13 protein-coding genes, 1 tRNA gene and 2 pseudogenes are annotated in these 13,221 nt (G+C 69.7%); 6 read left to right on the plus strand and 10 right to left on the minus strand.

Features of this window, described 5'->3' with window-relative positions; translation table 11 throughout:
• Positions 1-4: 4 nt before the first annotated feature.
• Complete coding sequence (locus tag ACH4EW_RS19630) at positions 5-655, plus strand: MerR family transcriptional regulator (RefSeq protein WP_398258570.1); 651 nt, start codon at positions 5-7, stop codon at positions 653-655.
• An 84-nt stretch (positions 656-739) separates the two neighbouring features.
• On the opposite strand, the gene ACH4EW_RS19635 is transcribed toward ACH4EW_RS19630, so the two are convergent.
• Complete coding sequence (locus ACH4EW_RS19635; protein WP_398258486.1) at positions 740-1,555, minus strand: exodeoxyribonuclease III; 816 nt, start codon at positions 1,553-1,555, stop codon at positions 740-742.
• 50 nt (positions 1,556-1,605) lie between these two features.
• Here ACH4EW_RS19635 and ACH4EW_RS19640 point away from each other — a divergent pair, with 50 nt between their 5' ends.
• Positions 1,606-2,085: a GNAT family N-acetyltransferase gene (locus tag ACH4EW_RS19640; RefSeq protein WP_398258488.1), complete on the plus strand. Its 480-nt coding sequence runs from the start codon at positions 1,606-1,608 to the stop codon at positions 2,083-2,085.
• A gap of 72 nt (positions 2,086-2,157) precedes the next feature.
• On the opposite strand, the gene ACH4EW_RS19645 is transcribed toward ACH4EW_RS19640, so the two are convergent.
• Both ACH4EW_RS19645 and ACH4EW_RS19650 read right to left on the minus strand, forming a co-directional pair.
• The gene (locus ACH4EW_RS19645) at positions 2,158-2,943 is read right to left on the minus strand and encodes an SAM-dependent methyltransferase (protein ID WP_398258490.1); all 786 of its coding nucleotides are present in this window, start codon (positions 2,941-2,943) and stop codon (positions 2,158-2,160) included.
• 365 nt (positions 2,944-3,308) lie between these two features.
• Positions 3,309-3,518 (minus strand): annotated as a pseudogene (locus ACH4EW_RS19650) (BREX system ATP-binding domain-containing protein); the annotation flags it as partial.
• Between the two features lie 356 nt (positions 3,519-3,874).
• Between ACH4EW_RS19650 and ACH4EW_RS19655 the strand changes: the two are divergent.
• The 4 genes and pseudogenes from ACH4EW_RS19655 to ACH4EW_RS19670 form a co-directional block, all read left to right on the plus strand.
• Positions 3,875-4,222 carry a LuxR C-terminal-related transcriptional regulator gene (locus ACH4EW_RS19655; protein WP_398258492.1) on the plus strand — a complete coding sequence of 116 codons (348 nt, stop codon included), beginning with the start codon at positions 3,875-3,877 and terminating at the stop codon, positions 4,220-4,222.
• Between the two features lie 380 nt (positions 4,223-4,602).
• Positions 4,603-4,863: a hypothetical protein gene (locus ACH4EW_RS19660; RefSeq protein ID WP_398258494.1), complete on the plus strand. Its 261-nt coding sequence runs from the start codon at positions 4,603-4,605 to the stop codon at positions 4,861-4,863.
• 287 nt (positions 4,864-5,150) lie between these two features.
• Positions 5,151-6,320 carry a hypothetical protein gene (locus tag ACH4EW_RS19665; RefSeq protein WP_398258496.1) on the plus strand — a complete coding sequence of 390 codons (1,170 nt, stop codon included), beginning with the start codon at positions 5,151-5,153 and terminating at the stop codon, positions 6,318-6,320.
• 194 nt (positions 6,321-6,514) lie between these two features.
• Positions 6,515-7,069, plus strand: a pseudogene (locus tag ACH4EW_RS19670) (RHS repeat-associated core domain-containing protein); the annotation flags it as partial.
• Positions 7,070-7,297: 228 nt separating this feature from the next.
• Here ACH4EW_RS19670 and ACH4EW_RS19675 read toward each other — a convergent pair.
• From ACH4EW_RS19675 to glp, 7 genes are all read right to left on the minus strand, one after another.
• Positions 7,298-8,203, minus strand: a complete 906-nt coding sequence (locus ACH4EW_RS19675; protein ID WP_398258572.1) for an NERD domain-containing protein — start codon at positions 8,201-8,203, stop codon at positions 7,298-7,300.
• 264 nt (positions 8,204-8,467) lie between these two features.
• A tRNA-Ala gene (locus ACH4EW_RS19680) sits at positions 8,468-8,541 on the minus strand.
• 96 nt (positions 8,542-8,637) lie between these two features.
• Positions 8,638-9,762 carry a gephyrin-like molybdotransferase receptor GlpR gene (gene glpR, locus ACH4EW_RS19685; protein WP_398258498.1) on the minus strand — a complete coding sequence of 375 codons (1,125 nt, stop codon included), beginning with the start codon at positions 9,760-9,762 and terminating at the stop codon, positions 8,638-8,640.
• A 169-nt stretch (positions 9,763-9,931) separates the two neighbouring features.
• Positions 9,932-10,543, minus strand: a complete 612-nt coding sequence (locus tag ACH4EW_RS19690) for a GNAT family N-acetyltransferase (RefSeq protein WP_398258500.1) — start codon at positions 10,541-10,543, stop codon at positions 9,932-9,934.
• A gap of 17 nt (positions 10,544-10,560) precedes the next feature.
• A complete protein-coding gene (locus ACH4EW_RS19695) occupies positions 10,561-11,127 on the minus strand; it encodes a molybdenum cofactor biosynthesis protein B (RefSeq protein ID WP_398258502.1) in 567 nt (188 codons plus the stop codon).
• On the minus strand, positions 11,124-11,624 hold the full coding sequence (gene moaC, locus ACH4EW_RS19700) for a cyclic pyranopterin monophosphate synthase MoaC (protein WP_398258504.1): 501 nt from the start codon (positions 11,622-11,624) through the stop codon (positions 11,124-11,126). Before moaC ends, ACH4EW_RS19695 begins: the two co-directional genes overlap by 4 nt.
• A gap of 287 nt (positions 11,625-11,911) precedes the next feature.
• A complete protein-coding gene (gene glp, locus ACH4EW_RS19705) occupies positions 11,912-13,219 on the minus strand; it encodes a gephyrin-like molybdotransferase Glp (protein ID WP_398258506.1) in 1,308 nt (435 codons plus the stop codon).
• Positions 13,220-13,221 lie beyond the last annotated feature (2 nt).

The raw sequence follows: 13,221 nt of genomic DNA on the forward strand, positions 1-13,221 counted from the left end.
CCGGATGGAGGAGCTGGCCAGGGAGGCCGGCATCCCCGTGCGGACCGTGCGCTTCTACCGGGAGCGCGGCCTGATCTCGCCACCCCGCCGCGAGGGGCGCATCGCCTGGTACGACGACCACCACCTGGCCCGGCTGCGCACCATCGCGGGCCTGCTGGAGCGCGGCCACACCCTCACCGGCATCGCCGATCTGGCCCGCACCTTCGAAAGCGGCCGTGATGTCGCCGAGGTCCTGGGCCTGGGCGAACCGACCGAGGAGACCCCGGTCCGCCTCACTCCGGAAGAGCTAGCGGACCACTTCGAGGGCGAGGTCACCCCGGAGAATCTGGCCGCCGCCCTCGACCTGGGCTATCTGGCCACCGACGGCGACGAGATCGTCCACATCAGCCGACGCCTCCTGGAGGTGTCGGCCGAGCTGGTGCGGGAAGGGGTGCCGCTCGCCACGGTGCTCTCGGCCGGCCGCCGGGTCCGCGAGCACGCGGACGCGCTCGCCGAACTCTTCGTCGGCGTCCTCGAAGCCCACAGCGACGAGACGGAACCGCCCCAACTCCGGCCGCTGGCCCGCGCGGTGGTGGACGCGGAACTCTCCATGGCGCTGGACCGGCGCCTGCGCCGCGAGAACAACGACCGGCCGCCGCACGAACCCACCGCCTGACGGGGGCGGCCCCGAAGCCCTGCCCTGCGCTGCCCCGCGCCCTCACCTGCCACAGGGCCCCGATCAGCCCACCCGTCATCCGCCCTACAGGTCGAAAACCACCGTCACCGGAGCATGGTCACTCCACCGCTCAGCGTGCGTCGCGGCCCGCTCGACCCAGCCCTTCACCGCACGCCCGGCCAGCCCCGGCGTCGCCACCTGGTAGTCGATCCGCCAGCCCGTGTCGTTGTCGAAGGCCCGCCCCCGGTAGGACCACCACGAGTACGGCCCCTCCTCCTCCGGATGCAGCGCCCGCACGACGTCGACGTACTCGGCCTCGTCGAAGACCCGGGTCAGCCACTCCCGCTCCTCGGGGAGGAAGCCGGAGTTCTTCTTGTTGCCCTTCCAGTTCTTCAGGTCGGCCTCCTGGTGGGCGATGTTCCAGTCGCCGCACACCACGACCTCACGGCCGTCGGCCGCCGCCCGCCTCTTGAGGCCCTTCAGATACGGGAGAAAGGCGGCCATGAACCGTTCCTTCTCCTCCTGCTTCTCCGTGCCGACCTCACCGGAGGGCAGATACAGGCTCGCGACCGTGACACCGGGCAGGTCGACCTCGATGTAGCGGCCGCTCGCGTCGAACTCATCGCTCCCGGCGTCCCCGAAGCCGTCGAATCCGATCTGCACGCGCTCGGGCGCCCGCCGCGTGTACAGGGAGACGCCGGCCCGCCCCTTGGCGGCGGCCGGTGCGTGCACGGTGTGCCAGCCCTCGGGTTCGCGCACCTCGCCGGGCAACTGCTGCGGCTCGGCCCGCACCTCCTGCAGGCAGATCACATCGGCTTCGGTCCGGGCCAGCCATTCGACGAAGCCCTTCTTGGCGGCGGCACGGAGCCCATTTACATTGACGGTGGTCACAGTGAGCATTCCGGCACGATACCGACACCCGGATATCGCATACATGTACTATCGAATGCATGATTATCCGCCCTCGGTCCTTCGATCACGCCGATGCCGTCAGACTCAACGACCAGGTGCAGCTCGAGTACGCGGCGCGGTACGGCGACGAGGGCGATGTCACACCGCTCGACGCGTCGATGTTCGAGCCGCCGAACGGTCTGTATCTCCTCGCTTACGATGCGCAGAGCCGCCCGGTCGCCACCGGCGGCTGGCGCTCCCAGGAGCAGAACGACGAGGGCTACTCCGACGGCGACGCCGAGATCAAGCGGATGTTCGTGATCCCCGAGGGCCGCGGCAACGGGCTGGCGCGGCGCATCCTGGCCGCCCTGGAGGCCGACGCGCGGGCGGCGGGCCGTAGTCGCATGGTGCTGGAGACCGGGGACAAGCAGCCCGAAGCGATCGCGCTGTACGCGTCCAGCGGATACACCCCGTGCGAGAAGTTCGGTCACTACCGCACGTACGAGAGCAGCATCTGTTTGGCGAAGCCGCTGCTGTAGTCGCCGGTGCGCCCAGAAGCGGGACTGCCGCACCGCCCCGGGCTCATCGGTTCCGGACGTCACTCCCCCGGCTCAGGGCACTCGCGCGACACCCACGTAGAAGCCACTGCGTTCCCGCGCCGGTGCGGGCTCCTCCTGGTACCACTCCGTGGCGAACACCAGCCCGGGCTCGACCAGGTCCAGGCCCTCGAAGAAGGGCTCGACCTCGCTCCGGGTACGCATCCTCAGCGGGATCGCCCCCTTCTTGTACGCGGTCTCGGTCTCCTGCTGGAGCTCGGGATGCTGGTCGGCCGTGCCGTGGGAGAGCACCAGGAAGCTGCCCGTCGGCAGGGCCTCGACCAGGGTGCGGGTGACGCCGTACGGGTCCTGGTCATCGGGCAGGAAGTGCATCAGGGCGATCAGGGACAGCGCGATGGGCCTGCTGAAGTCCAGCAGCTCACGGGCGCGTTCGAGGATCACCTCCGGCTGCCGTACATCCGCGTGGATGTAGTCGGTGACACCCTCCGGGCTGCTGATCAGCAACGCTTCCGCGTGGCGCAGGACGATCGGGTCGTTGTCCGCGTAGACGATCCGGGCACTCGGCGTGATGGCCTGGACGACGTGGTGCAGATTGGGCGCCGTGGGGATGCCGGTGCCGATGTCGAGGAACTGGCCGATCCCGTTGCGGGCCAGCCAGGCGGAGGCCCTGTGCATGAAGGCCCGGTTCCGCGCCGCGTTGCCCCGTGCCTCCTCGGGCAGCGTCTCCCCCACCTGCTGGTCGACCGGATAGTTGTCCTTGCCGCCCAGCAGCCAGTCGTAGACACGCGCGGGGTGGGGCTTGCTGGTGTCGATCTGGGGCTGGGGTATTCCGGCCGTCACAGGACCCTCCTCCGTACGGGGACATCACGAGCACGCGAGCGCCTTCAGCGTAGGCGACGCGCGCACGGGCGGGGGCGGTGACGCCGAAGTGCCGTCGGGCCGTGAAGTGCGGTGTCGGGCTGGGTCGTTGCAGCGGGAACAGTGGCACTACTTGTTGCCGAGCATGATGAAGCGCGCCGGTTCGGCGAGGACCCTGCCGGCGCTCTCCTCGTCCGTCATGCGCGCAGCGAGGGTGGCTTCGGCCAGGCGGGGCGGGAGAGCTTCTCCGAACTTGAGGCCGCGAACCGCCCGGCTGCTGACGTCGGGCAGGCACAGCCCCGCCGCGGTATCCGCGCAGCAGCTGCTGGGCCACCAGGTGGCGGGGCTCGGGGGGCAACGACGGGTTCGACGGCCTGGCCCAGCGCCTCCTCGTCGGCAGCGACCTCACCACCGGCGAGGACCTCCTCCTCCAGTGCGTAGAACCAGGAGTCGACGACCGCCCGGAGGGCGGAGGGCTGATGCGTGGCCGTGGTGAGCCGTTCGACGAGTCTGCGGTAGACGGCCTCCAGGCGGTGCAGCGGCGTCTCGGTAACCGATGGGAGCCAGGCCGCCGTCGGCGGGGGCGGAGCCGCGGGGGCCAGGCCGTCACCGATAGGGGCCAGGCCGTCGTCGGCGACGGGCGTAATCGGCGCGGCAGGCGCGGCGGTACCGGTGGTGGGCAGCAGCCGCGCGATGCCACGGACGTGGGCGCACAGAGGCAGCCCGTCCGGAACATGTTCAATTCCTGGGAGTGGCGGCCAGGTCGACCGGAATCGTCTTTCAGAACACCGCCTGAGGGGGCCCGCGTTACTGGCGTGCTCCTGTCGGTAGCGGGAGATAGGTTGGGGCACGATTGCCGCCGCACCCAGGGCACGGGGCTCTGCTGGGAACAGCGGCATCAGAAGGGGCCAGCATGTCCAAACGGTCCGATGCAGCGGCTGCGGCCTGCGCCTACCGGCGAACCGGAATCGCCCCGGTGAGCGCGGCCGGACGACTCAAGGAGCTGACGGATCGGGAGAAGGAAGTCCTTCTCCTGCTGGGCACAGGGTTAGGCAACCGGCAGCTGGCGAGTGAGCTCGGCATCGCGGAGCGGACGGTGAAGGCACATATCGCTCGCATAGCGGAGAAACTGGGGCAGGAGACTCGGCTGCAGGTTGCAGTGCTGTCCGTGCTCTCCCACAGCGCACTCTGCGTCGATCCATCCTGTCCGTGCCGACACTCCGCGCTTCCGCTCGGCACCCTGAAGGCGGCTGCCGCGTGAGCGCAGGCCGCGCCCGGCCCTCTGACCCGAGGCCGGGCGCGGCCTGTCGGGCGGATGCCCCGTTGGGCACCGCGCGCCGAGCGGCCCGAGGCTCCCGGCTTCTCGCCATCTCCTCGGAGAAGTGCATCGTCGACCTGATCCTGGAAGAAGATATGTGGCTTCGTCGGCAAAGCGGCCGCTACCGAAGCAGCCCCTTCCGCCAGGTGTGGCCGACAGGCACGTGCGGGCAGCCGACAGCAACGCACCTGCGCGTGAGCTTGATCTCATAGGCGTTCCCTGTGAGGTGCGGATCCGAGACGATCAGCGGTGCCATGATGAGCGTGCACGGATCTCATACCTGCGTGTCGGGGAGGCCGACACGCCGCAGCGAGGAGCACGACATGGCCACCGGATCCGCAGACAGCCCCGCGACTCTCTACGGGCCCGCCTCAATCGTCCTCGGTACCCTCGCTCTGATCGCCGCAGTGTTCGCCGGCTTCATCGGGATCGCGATCCCGCTTCTGTTCGGCAGCCTCGCCGTCACCTTCGCGCTCCTCGGGCTGGCCCGCAAGCTCAACCGAGGCCAGTGCACCGTCGGCCTCGCCACCGGATCCCTGAGCATGCTCTACCCGATCTTCCTCACCGCTGTCCTGAGCGCCTGACGAACTCCGCGCCTGCGGGCCCCCAGTGCGGCCTGCCCGAGAGTGCTCTTCGGCTCCGCCTCCGCGGCACGGTCGATATCCTTTGACGCCGCGTACACGCAGGACACCCCGCACCGTTTCGGCGCTCTGCATTTCGCACCGCGCGAATCCCCTGATTGTCATGGGCATGGCATCCATTGCCCTTTCGGGCCCTGCCCACCAGGGCAGTGCCCGAGGAGACACTTACGCCGCAACCCCCCTCCTTCCTAGGGTCGTTGACACATCCCCTGCCAAACGAAGGAAGATTCATGCAGCTTTCTCGTTCCGCCAGGGTGGCAGCGCTGTCCTTGGCCCCGCTCACACTTGTTGTGACCGGGTTCCACGCGTCCGCCGCCCCCGGCCAGGACCCGCGCCCGGGCGCTCCGTCGTTCTCCATATCCGCCCTGTCCTCCGGCGAACTGAACGACGTGTCCGGCGTCGGCGTGAACAGCGTCGAGGGCAGGATGCTGGCAGCCCAGGGGTTCGGCGTCATGCGGGCGGCTTCGGGAGAGACCGCTGTCGTCGACCGTTCCTCGGCCCGTGAGGGGATCACCGCTGCAGCCGGCAAATCCTTCGTGGAGCTGTCGTGGAAGGGGTATGCGAAGGACGCCCGCTACGTGGTCACCCGCGACGGCAAAGAGGTGGCCCGTCTGGACGCAGGGGTCACCTCCTTCCGCGACACGAACGTGGCACCGGGCGCCGACTACCACTACCAGGTCGCACCGGTGCTGACGGAGAACGGTGCCCCACAGGCACGGCTGTGGGGGATGAAAGTGTCCGTCCCGGCCTCCGGATCGCTGACGGCTCTGCGCGAGCAGGCGGCTTCCCGCGCAGCCGCCGCAGGGGTTGCCAAGACGTCCACCCTCTCCTGGATCGCCTTCATCCCGCAGAAAAAGATCGACGCTCCCCCAGCAGGCTGTGACTACGGCAGCAAATTCCAGTTCGGCGGCGACGGACGCAGCAAGTTCGACTGGAAGTCGAGCAATTACCGCACCGCCCTGCACGCCACAGTCACGTGGAGCACCAAGAAGGTGGTGGGCAACAAGGACGTCCACTCCACCAACGTCTACGTCAAGAAGACCGGCAAGAAGGTCGCCACCAAGACCGCCACCTCCAAGGACATGTCGGTCAAGAAGCTGGGCTCCGGCAGCAGTTACGTGGACGTGCGGATGTCCCTGCACGCCACCAATCCCTTCTGCAAGGGCCTGGGCAGCGTCAAGGGGGCCATCAACGGGGCTTTCACCATCAACCTGACCAAGAGCGGGAACTACACCATCCGCTCGGGCAAGCACCGCCTGATGCCCAACCACCACATCTACATCTACGACGGCGGCCAGGTCACCAACGTCTACACCCGGGCGTACGCGAACGCCAAGTGCCTGATCGGTTCGATCGCCTGCCCCGAGGCTGATCTGACCGGCTACTACGGCAAGTTCTAGCCTCGAACTCTCGTGACGGTCTGCCGGCGGAGTCGGCGGACCGTTTCGTGTTCTGTGGCTGGTGGCCGGCAGGCCGGCGCCCGGTTGACGCATCGGGTGGGCACAGCGTTCCCATGGCTCCGTCGACCGCGCGTGCCTGGCCCGTCTCCTGACCCGGACCGTGCAGCAGGCAGACCACGGTCTCGGACGAGTCGCCTCATTCGGTCACCCTCACTTGGGACCACGACGGCCTGCGGCCGGTGGCCCAGACGGAACGCATCATGGCGGTGGTGGCGCAGGAGGCGGGGGATGGTCAGCATGGCGCTCAGGCGCGCCCCTTGGGGAGCCTACACATCATGGTGCAAGCGGCCGGTGCGGTTGAAGCGCCTGCAGCAGTCGGTGTGCCGAACGGGGTGCACGCAGCCCATCACGAGATCGATTCTCGCTTCTTCGCCATTGTCACCGACCTCGTCGGCGCGCCCTGCGAACTCGTCGACGAGCAGGGCGGTATCGCCTGGCGCAGCCGCCGTACCCTGTGGGGTACCACCACATGGGCATCTGACAGCACCGCGTACACGCCACTGCGCTTCCCCGGCCAGTACTACGACCCTGAGACAGGGCTGCACTACAACTACTTCCGGCATTACGATCCGGAGACGGCCCGATACCTCACCCCGGACCCGCTCGGCCTCGTCCCGGCGCCGAACCCGTCGACGTATGTCCCGAATCCGCACACCTGGACCGACCCGCTCGGCCTGTCACCGTGCCCTCCGCATCTGTTCCGCGGAACCACCACAGGTTTCGAGGGCAGCCCCGGTGTGCAGCGGCACGGCATCACACCAACCTCGTCCGACCCCGGCGTCGCCAGCGTGTTCGCGACGCAGGCCGAGCGGTTCGGCGACGCCATCGTCGAGGTCTATCCGCGGAGATCCTCTCCGAGATGGGTATCCACGTGCCACGCAAGATCGGCAACGGGGACATCGATCCGCTTCCCAAGCTCACCCCCGAACAGATCGCGCACTTCGTCGAGGAGGCACACCGACGTGCTGGATAACGTGCCGGAGAAAGCAGCCCTGAGCATCGAATCCATCGAGTCCGTGACGCCGGGCGTTACCGACTCGGCGGACGACGTGGCCGTGTGCGTGGTCCGCTGCGTTGAGGGGACGGCACGGCTGGGCATGGTGTTCCAGCACCCGGGTTCCGTAGTCGGCCCGGGCGCGGCCACGCCAGGGTTCTTGCTGACCGCCATTGAGTGGTACGGCAAGCAGGTCGAGCAATTGGACACCGTTCACTCCGGCAAGGTCACGCTCACCGGAGCCGGAGCGGAGACGCTGGCCAAGCGCGATGTCCTGAACTCGGCACCGCGGCACTGAACGACCCCGTCGGCCCAAGAAGTGGCTGACGCCGATGTGCTTCATCAGCTTTTCCAGCAACAGACCGGTCCGTGGCGTGATGCGCCAGCTCTCACGCTCAGGCGGCAGGCCCAGCAGACCGTCCCAGATCCCCGGAAGTCCGCTGACGCCGTCGTTGCGCCCGTAGACGGCGGTGCGCTGGAACTCGTCGAGATCGCTCACCAGGTCGGCGTCGTGCAGGAAGACCGCCGGTTTGATGAAGGGAACCAGCCTCGGGTCCTCGTTCAGGGCACGCGCCGCGCGAGTGAGCTGCTCCTTGAGCTCCTTGGCCTTGAGGTCGGTGAGGTGCAGCGGGTTCTTGAGCGTGCGTACCCGCTTCTCGTGGAACTGCCAGGTGTCACCATGATTCACCACCCTGCCCGGGTGACCCTTCAGCTCCAGCAGGCACAAACCGCCCGGCACCGCGATCAGCAGGTCACACTCGTTGACCCGCCCGGAGGCGCCGGTGAACTGGAACGTTGCCCACGCCCGGTGCGGCTCGACCTGGGGCATCAGTTCGCGCACATGGTCGAGCCCCTCCTGCTCCCACCCGTAACCGGAACGGCGCGGCTGGAACCAGCGCTCCCGGTGCGGAGGAGGGCCAGGCTTCGGGGCGGACGGCCACGCGGCTGGTCGGCTCCCTCACAGCAACGGGCCCACTGACCAGGTCGAGCACCTTCTGCTGACGGCCACCCCGCCGACGGCGTCCCGGTCCAACTCTCCGAAACGCAAGGATCCCGTCCGATCTTCCGATCGGACGGGATCCTTTATGTGCGGTGGACCTGTGGGGATTTGAACCCCAGACCCCCTCGATGCGAACGAGGTGCGCTACCAGACTGCGCCACAGGCCCTTGCAACGAGTGAAACTCTAGCATCCCTGCGGGGGTGCTCGGAAATCCGGTCCGCGCTGGTCAGCCGAGTCGGTGTCACAACGGGGACCGGACGCCTCACTCGTTGGCGGCACGAGGGCGTTCCCCGTCCTCGTACTGGTCGAAAAGCGGAGTCCGGCCGCGGTCGCGGGTGCGGCGGGGCTGGTTGGCGCGCTGGCGGGGTGCCGGGGCGGCGGTGGGTTCCACGGGGTGCGAGGTGCCCGTCTGGGAGGGCTCGGCGGTGCTGGAGCGGGCCGCGCTCCAGGTCTCCGGGTTGCCGACCTCGACGCTGCCCGTGGCGCGTGGGGCGACCGGCGCGGTGACGTACGTCGGCAGGGGGACCGGGATTGGCTCCCAGCTGTCGCCCTGGACCAGGCCTCGTTCACGCTGCTGGTCGACCCATTCGGCGTGGTCCGTCTGCTCGACCAGGGCGCGGCGGCCGGCCTCCTGCGGGGAGACCGCCGGCGCGGGCTCGGGCTCGGGGAGGCGCGCTTCGGACTCCTCGTCGGTCTCGGCCGGGGGCGCCGCGGCCGGCTGGTGCCTGCGGGGGCGGTTCTCGCGCAGATGCTGCGCCGCCACTTCGGCCCGGCGCCGGTCCATGGTGAAGGCGAACCGGCGTCGCTCCTGGGTGCGCAGATGCACGATGTACGCGCTCAGGAGCAGCGCCGGAACCGCGGGTGCCCAGAGGAAGCCGAGGCCGCCGACCGCGGCGACGACCGCACCGAGGGTGAAGGCGAGGAAGAGGACGACGGTGGTGCGCCGACGGCGCGCGAGGACCTGGAGGCGCTGCGCGCGCCGGACACGCTCGGCGTCCGTCGCGCCGGTGCGCGGGCGCGTGCGCCACACGGAACCGGGTGCGGGGCGTTCCCGGTCCGGGCGCTCGGGCGTGCGCGCCGGGTCGTACGCCCGGGCTTCGGTATGCGCCGGAGGCGCGGCGAAGGCCCGGACGTCCACGGAATCCAATCGGTCCGTGACGGCATCCGGGTCGGTGCCGGGCCCCGCCTCCTCGGTGGTGCGCTCCCGCAACTCCTTGGCGTACCGGCGCTCCATGGCCGCCCGCCCGGACAACAGCCGGATGGCGGTGCTGAAGCGTTCCGTCGGGCGGGCTTCATTGAGCTCGTCCTGCCTGCGGAGCCACATCGGCACCAAGTAGGCGGCCCAGGCCCCGACGATGACTGCGTAAATGAGGCCGCTGCTGCTCACGTCTCACACCGTAGAGGGGTTTGCGCGGGGACATACGCCAATTGGCCCGGTGTGTCGCACGATCCGGCCGATATCAAGGACTTTTTTTGTGATTGTTCAGATCGGCAATGGGTGTTTGCGCGTTCGTTTGCGGTCATAGGAGCGGTCACAGGAGATCGATATCGAACACTCATTCTATTTCTCGTGGCGTTCCGGGCCGTGCCCGGTGCCAGCGCCGAAGCAGCCCTTCGGGCACTTCCTCCGCGGTGAGCGCGTAGATCAGATGGTCCCGCCAGGCGCCGTCGATATGGAGATAGCGCGGACGCAGACCTTCCTCACGGAATCCCAGTTTCTCGACGACCCTTCTGCTGGGCCCGTTCTCCGGCCGGATGCAGACCTCGATGCGGTGCAGTCCGACCTTGCGGAAGCAGTGGTCGACAGCAAGGGCGACCGCGGTCGGCATCACACCGCGCCCCGCCACGTCCCGGTCGACCCAGTAACCGATGTGGCCCGAGCACATCGAGCCCCAGGTGATCCCGGCGACCGTCAGCTGGCCGACCAGACGGCCCTCGTACTCGATGGCGAAGGGCAGCATCCGGCCCGCGGCGGCCTCGGAGCGCAGATGACGAACCATCTGACGGTACGTGGGACGCTGGGCGACCGGGCCGCCCGGGGCAGGCGGCGGCACGGTCGCTTCCCAGGGGCGCAGCCATTCACGGTTACGCCGGTTGACCTCGCGCCACACGCGCTGGTCGCGCAGCCTTACCGGACGGAGGGTGATCTCGCCGTCGTTGAGGATCACCGGCCAGGTCGGGACGTTCAGCTCGGGCTCCCGGGTCGGGGGTGATCGCCGCCACGAAGCTGGTCGACGGCGTGCACCAGGAGACGTGCGAGTACGGCGAGGCCGTCGCGCACCCCGCCGGTGGAGCCCGGCAGATTCACGATGAGTGTGTGGCCGGCGACACCCGCGAGGCCGCGGGAGAGCGCGGCGGTGGGCACCTTGTCGCGGCCCTCGGCGCGGATCGCCTCTGGGATGCCGGGGATCTCGTGGTCGAGGACGCGGCGGGTGGCGTCAGGGGTGCGGTCGGTGGGCGAGATGCCCGTACCGCCGGTCGTGATGATGACGTCGTACCCGGCGGCCACCCCGTCGCGCAGCGCCTGTTCGACCGGGTCGCCGTCGGGCACGACCTGCGGCCCGTCGACGGCGAAGCCGAGCCGCGTGAGCGCCTCGGCGATGAGCGGTCCGCCCTTGTCGGCGTAGACACCGGCCGAGGCGCGGTTGGAGGCGGTGACGACGAGAGCGGCGTACGGGGCGGCCGGCGCGCCACCGAGCGGAGCCCCGGACGGCCGGTCGTCGCCGGGCTGCCCGGTTCCGGGCGCGGTCATGCGTCCGCTCCGTCCGGTGCGGTGCGGACGTAATCGCCGGACTTGCCGCCCGACTTCGACTCGACCCGCACCTCCGTGATGACCGCCGCCTTGTCGACCGCCTTGATCATGTCGATCAACGTGAGCGCGGCGACCGAGACGGCGGTCAGGGCCTCCATCTCGACGCCGGTGCGGTCCGTGGTCTTCACCGTGGCGGTGATCTCCACCGCGTCGTCGGCGACGCTCAGGCCGACCTCGACGCCGGAGACGGCGAGCGGGTGGCAGAGCGGGATCAGGTCGGGGGTGCGCTTGGCGCCCATGATTCCGGCGATACGGGCGGTGGCGAGTGCGTCGCCCTTGGGGACTCCTTCGCCGCGGAGCAGCTCGACGACGCGCGGCGAGACGAGAACCCGGCCGCTCGCGCGGGCCACCCGCGCGGTGACGTCCTTCTCCGAGACGTCGACCATGCGGGCAGCGCCCGCCTCGTCGATGTGCGTCAGCCTGTTCTGCGTACTCAACTCACTCCGCCTCGCGGTAGGGCGCCGGTTGCCCGCCAGGGCCTGTCCGGCGGATCAGGGTCGGTCAGGGCGCGGCGTCTGGTGCGGTGCATCGCAAGGCGCCGGAGCATCCTAATAGCGGAGCTATTCGGACGTTTCGGCAACGCCGCGAGGTGCCGTACCAGACGCCGCGCCCCGGCCATGATCCGCCGGACAGGCCCTGGGCCCGCACCGGGGTGCGGGCCGGGGGCCCGGGGGTGTCCCCGGGAAGGCACAGCGGCAGATACCGTACCGCCACCGCCGGGGGATCAGCGGAGCAGGATCACCTCGGTGTCCATGCCGGGCTCGGCGCAGGTGACGTCCTCGGGCAGCACGATCAGCGCATCGGCCTGGGCGAGAGCCGCGATCAGATGCGATGCGGAGCCGCCGACGGGGGTGACGGTGCCGGCCTCCGCGTCGTACGTGCCGCGCAGGAACTGACGCCTGCCGGACGGCGAGGTGAGTGCCTTGTCGGTGTTCAGCGTGGCCCGGACAGTGGGGCGGTTCACGTCCTGAAGTCCCATCAGGGCGCGGATCGCGGGCCGTACGAACAGCTCGAAGGAGACGTACGACGAGACGGGGTTGCCCGGGAGCGCCAGCAGCGGCGTGTGTTCGGGGCCGATCGAGCCGAAGCCCTGCGGCTTGCCGGGCTGCATGGCGAGCCTGCGGAAGTCGATGCCGCCGGGCTCGTCCTCGTCGCCCACCGACGACAGGGCTTCCTTGACGACGTCGTACGCGCCGACGCTGACGCCTCCGGTGGTGACGACGATGTCGGCGCGGATCAGCTGGTCCTCGATCGTGGCGCGGAGCGTGTCGGCGTCGTCGGTGACAGCGCCGACCCGGTAGGCGATCGCTCCGGCGTCCCGGGCGGCGGCCGCGAGCGCGAAGCTGTTCGAGTCATAGATCCGACCGCCGGTCAGTTCCTCGCCGGGCTGCACCAGTTCGCTGCCGGTCGAGATGACGACGACGCGCGGCCGGGGCCGTACCTTCACCGTCGAGCGGCCGATCGCGGCGAGCAGCCCGATCTGCGGCGGGCCGATCACCGATCCGGCGCGCAGGGCCAGATCGCCCGGCTTGACGTCGCTGCCGCGGGCCCTGACATGAGCGCGGGCCTCGACGGGGCGGTGCACGCGGACCTCGCCGCCCGCGCCCTCGGGGGCGGCGCGGTGGGCGCGCATGGTGTCGGCGGCGCCGCCGCCCGTACCGCCGTCGGTCCACTCGACCGGGATCACGGCCTCGGCGCCGGCCGGCAGCGGGGCGCCGGTCATGATGCGGGCGGCCTCGCCCGGGCCGACGGTTTGGCCGCCGGGCAGCCCGGCGCTGCCTGCCGCGATGTCACCGATGACGGTGAGCACCGCGGGGGACTCCTCGTCGGCGCCCACGACATCGGCGACGCGGACCGCGTACCCGTCCATCGAGCTGTTGTCGAAGGGCGGCAGGGCGATCTGCACGATGACGTCCTCGACGAGGACGCAGCCCTGGGCGTCGTGCAGTTGCAACTCGATGGGTTCGAGCGGCCGCACTGCGCCGAGAATGTCTTCCAGGTGCTCGTCAACCGACCAGATCGCGCTGCTCAAAG

Origin of the sequence: Streptomyces sp. NPDC018000, assembly GCF_044328025.1 — a bacterium.
In the GTDB taxonomy this organism is placed as follows: Bacteria; Actinomycetota; Actinomycetes; order Streptomycetales; family Streptomycetaceae; genus Streptomyces.

Bases quoted from the DNA above. Each gene is read 5' to 3' on its own strand.
- ACH4EW_RS19630 (WP_398258570.1), top strand. From the start codon at position 5: ATGGAGGAGCTGGCCAGGGAGGCCGGCATCCCCGTGCGGACCGTGCGC.
- ACH4EW_RS19635 (WP_398258486.1), bottom strand. From the start codon at position 1,555: ATGCTCACTGTGACCACCGTCAATGTAAATGGGCTCCGTGCCGCCGCC.
- ACH4EW_RS19640 (WP_398258488.1), top strand. From the start codon at position 1,606: ATGATTATCCGCCCTCGGTCCTTCGATCACGCCGATGCCGTCAGACTC.
- ACH4EW_RS19655 (WP_398258492.1), top strand. From the start codon at position 3,875: ATGTCCAAACGGTCCGATGCAGCGGCTGCGGCCTGCGCCTACCGGCGA.
- ACH4EW_RS19660 (WP_398258494.1), top strand. From the start codon at position 4,603: ATGGCCACCGGATCCGCAGACAGCCCCGCGACTCTCTACGGGCCCGCC.
- ACH4EW_RS19665 (WP_398258496.1), top strand. From the start codon at position 5,151: ATGCAGCTTTCTCGTTCCGCCAGGGTGGCAGCGCTGTCCTTGGCCCCG.
- ACH4EW_RS19675 (WP_398258572.1), bottom strand. From the start codon at position 8,203: ATGCCCCAGGTCGAGCCGCACCGGGCGTGGGCAACGTTCCAGTTCACC.
- ACH4EW_RS19695 (WP_398258502.1), bottom strand. From the start codon at position 11,127: ATGACCGCGCCCGGAACCGGGCAGCCCGGCGACGACCGGCCGTCCGGG.